This window comes from Frankia sp. CoBUL1 (genome assembly GCF_978021245.1).
Window position 1 is genome coordinate 1 of record NZ_CDXDOS010000303.1, and the last position, 3,582, is coordinate 3,582.

Sequence of the window (3,582 nt, forward strand, 5' to 3'; positions counted from 1 at the left end):
ATCTAGGAAACTCCCGCTAGCCCGCCCAGCCCCGAGCCAGGAGTCCCCGCACCACGACGAAGGGGCTAGGCGGGGGGGCGGAGTATCAACTTGCCGAAGAACTCACCGCCGAGCAGCTGCTCGAAGGCGGCCCGGGCATCGGCCAACGGGCGCACCTCGTGGATCAGCGGCCGCACCCCGGTCCGTTCCACGAATGCGACGAGATCGACTAGCTCGTCCCGGCTCCCCATGGTGGAACCGATCACCGACAGCTGGAGAAAGAAGATCCGGGTGAGATCCGCCGGCGGGTTCGGACCACTGGTGGCGCCCGAGACCACGATGCGCCCGCCGGGGCGCACTGCCTTCACCGAGTGACCCCAGGTGGCGGCGCCGACGGTCTCGATGACCGCGTCGACCCGGCGCGGCAGCCGGGCACCGGGTTCGAGAACCTCGTCGGCGCCGAGGGTGGCCGCCCGCTTCCGCTTGGTCTCGTCCCGCGAGGTCACGAAAACGGTGTGCCCGGCGGCCTTGGCGATCAGCAGCGCCGCGGTGGCCACCCCCCCACCGGCTCCCTGGATGAGCACGGTGCCGCCGCCCCCGGCGGGCAGCCCCGCCCGGGAGACGACCATCCGGTAGGCGGTGAGCCAGGCGGTCGGCAGGCAGGCGGCCTCCTCCCACGACAACCCTGCGGGCTTCGGGATCAGGTTGCGCCGCGGCACGGCGACCCGCTCGGCAAGGGTTCCCGGGTACAGCTCGGACAGCAGGGTCCGCTTCGGGTCCAGCCTCTCGTCCCCCCCGCCCGCTGCCGGATCACCGATCACGCTGTGGACGATGACCTCCTGCCCGTCGGGGGTCACCCCGGCGGCGTCACAGCCGAGGATCATCGGGAGCCGATCCGCGGGCAGGCCCACTCCACGCAGGCTGAACAGGTCGTGATGGTTGAGCGAGGCGGCCCGCACCGTGACGGTGACCCACCCGTCGAGCGGCGCGGGTTCGGGCTGCTCCCCGATGGCCAGGCCGTCGAGCGGGGAATCGGGGTGGAGGGACATGGCGGCGGCGGCTAGCACCCTTCGAACCTACGGCTACTGGCGTGCAGACGCGAGCGAGGCCGACCGGCGCGGATCCACTCAGGACAATCGACAGGCGACGCCACGGACGAAGGGGACCATCCGGGCCGGCAACCGCGCCTGCCAGGCCGGTGTGCTGAACTCGACACCGTGGGAACAACAAGGGTGGACGTCCAATGGTAAACAGGCCGTGGTGACCCACGAGGACATGCCCGACTCGCCACGCAGAAACGGGTCGAGCCGGCGGCTGGGCTGGCGCCGCCGACACCCCGCGCCCGTCCCGGAGGCACCCGCGACGGTCATCGTGGACGGCATACCGGTCATCACGGTGGCTCCCGCCGACTTCGTGTGCTGCTCTTACAAGGGATGTGGGACCCTGCGCCCGCTCGCGGAGGCGGTGGAGAACCGGCCCTGCCCGGGATGCGGCCGGGTCTGAGCCCCACACGGGCTGAGACCCACACGGGCTGAGACCACGCGGGCTCGCGAACGGCCCGGGAACGCGGCTCAGGACCCGCAGCGGGACGCGGGGGACTCGACCGTCAAGGGGGGGACCCCGCGTGGCACGGGCCCCGTGGAGGCGTCCAGGGACCCCGGAGAAGGTGCACCGGGATCCCTGGACGCCTTGTGGCTGGCACGCCGGCGATCAGTCGGCCCTCGTCAGCGGCGGGCCACCCCGTCCGCCCGCGCGGCCGCGGCCGTCGCCGCGGCGACGGCCGGGGCGACCCGGTCGTCGAACACGCTTGGGATGATGAGATCCTCGGCCAGCTCGTCCGCGATCACCGCGGCGAGCGCCCTCGCGGCGGCGAGCTTCATGCCCTCCGTCACGCGGCTGGCCCGGACGCCGAGCGCTCCCCGGAAGATTCCGGGGAAGGCGAGAACGTTGTTGATCTGGTTCGGGTAGTCACTGCGACCGGTCGCCACGATCCGCGCGTACTTGTGGGCGACCGCCGGGTCGATCTCGGGATCGGGGTTGGCCATCGCGAAAATGATCGCCTCCGGCGCCATGGTGGCGACCGCCTCCTCCGGGACCTGCCCGGCGGACAGCCCGAGGAAGACATCGGCGCCGGCGAGCGCGTCGGTGATGGACCCGGCCAGGCCGGCACGGTTGGTCTCGGCGGCGAGCGCGGCCTTGCTCGGGGTGAGGTTGTCCCGACCGGCGTAGAGGATGCCGCGGCTGTCGCCAACCGCGATGTCCCCGATGCCGGCGGCCAGCAGGATGCGGGCCACGGCGGCGCCGGCGGCGCCCGCGCCGGACACCACGGCACGCAGATCACCCAGGGTGCGTCCGGTGAGCTTCGCCGCATTCTCCAGCGCGGCCAGCGCGACGATGGCCGTTCCGTGCTGGTCGTCGTGGAAGACCGGGATGTCGACGCGGTCCTGCAGGAGGCGCTCGATGGCGAAGCAGCGCGGTGCCGAGATGTCCTCGAGGTTGATCCCGCCGAAGCTCGGAGCGAGGCGCGCGACGGTGTCGACGATCTCCTCGACGTCCGTGCAGGCAAGGGCCAGTGGCACCGCGTCCACACCACCGAAGCGCTTGAACAGTGCGGCCTTGCCCTCCATCACCGGCAGGGAGGCCGCGGGGCCGATGTCACCGAGGCCGAGCACGGCCGTCCCATCGGTGACCACGGCGACGGTGTTAGACCGCCAGGTGTAGTCGTCGGCAAGGGCCGGAGTCCCGGCGATGGCGGTACACACCTGCGCGACTCCGGGCGTATAGGCCAGGGACAGGTCTTCCCGATTGTTCAATGGAGCGGTAACGCTGATGCTGATCTTTCCTCCGCGGTGCAGGGCAAACGCGGGATCATCGTCGGACGGCCGCGGGCTGAGCCCGGCGAAGTCCGACGTGGTGGAACCGAGAATCGGCTGGTCAGTGGTTGCGGTCACGGAGGTTGCTCCTCGAACGAGCCGCCGGCGGACCCCGCGACGATCGCGGTCCCACCTGGGCTGCGGCTACAATGTGCTCATACTCCCGTGTGGTGCGTGTTTCGCGGAAGAACAAGCCTGAGCGGTACCGCCTCATCGTGTAAGGCGGGCGATCGACCGGGTGTTGCCCGGGGTTGCTTCCAATATGGCACGCGCGGCCGCCCCTGCCCCCGACAGCGCTTCGCCGACGGCGAACCGACAACGAACGTATCGGCAACGGAAACGAAACATACCGCCACGGAGAGGATGCCGACGTCCGAGGGAAGCATCACGTGATCAGAAGCGGGGGTCTCCCCCGGCTACCGGCAACCCACCGACAGGCCCGCCCGGGCCCAAAAGGTAATCCGTGCACAGCGATGCTTTCCGTCGTACTCGGGCGATGCCCATTCCGGCAATGACGGTAGCACTCCTGATGATTTCCGTCGGTGACCGGAACGACGGCTCCGGTGCCCCGGCGACGGCGATCTCCGGCATCCTCCGTCGACGGCTCCGTCCCTGGTCAGCTGCCCAAGGAGGTGCACGACAAGGCAGGGCCGCGCAGAGATCACGCTACGTTGCGTGATCTCTGCGCGGCCCTGCCTTGTCGTGCACCTCCTTGGGCAGCTGACCAGGG

The 3,582-nt window shown here is 70.6% G+C and carries 3 protein-coding genes; 1 reads left to right on the top strand and 2 read right to left on the bottom strand.

The genetic code is table 11. The features are described from left to right. Nucleotides 1-65: 65 nt before the first annotated feature. Nucleotides 66-1,046 carry a zinc-binding dehydrogenase gene (locus AC08OX_RS15915; RefSeq protein WP_476608537.1) on the bottom strand — a complete coding sequence of 327 codons (981 nt, stop codon included), beginning with the start codon at nucleotides 1,044-1,046 and terminating at the stop codon, nucleotides 66-68. Here AC08OX_RS15915 and AC08OX_RS15920 point away from each other — a divergent pair. Continuing rightward, on the top strand, nucleotides 1,027-1,482 hold the full coding sequence (locus AC08OX_RS15920; protein ID WP_476608538.1) for a hypothetical protein: 456 nt from the start codon (nucleotides 1,027-1,029) through the stop codon (nucleotides 1,480-1,482). The two genes, AC08OX_RS15915 and AC08OX_RS15920, sit on opposite strands and share 20 nt — an antisense overlap. 221 nt (nucleotides 1,483-1,703) lie before the next feature. On the opposite strand, the gene AC08OX_RS15925 is transcribed toward AC08OX_RS15920, so the two are convergent. Continuing rightward, on the bottom strand, nucleotides 1,704-2,930 hold the full coding sequence (locus AC08OX_RS15925; RefSeq protein WP_476608539.1) for an NAD(P)-dependent malic enzyme: 1,227 nt from the start codon (nucleotides 2,928-2,930) through the stop codon (nucleotides 1,704-1,706). Nucleotides 2,931-3,582: the final 652 nt, after the last annotated feature.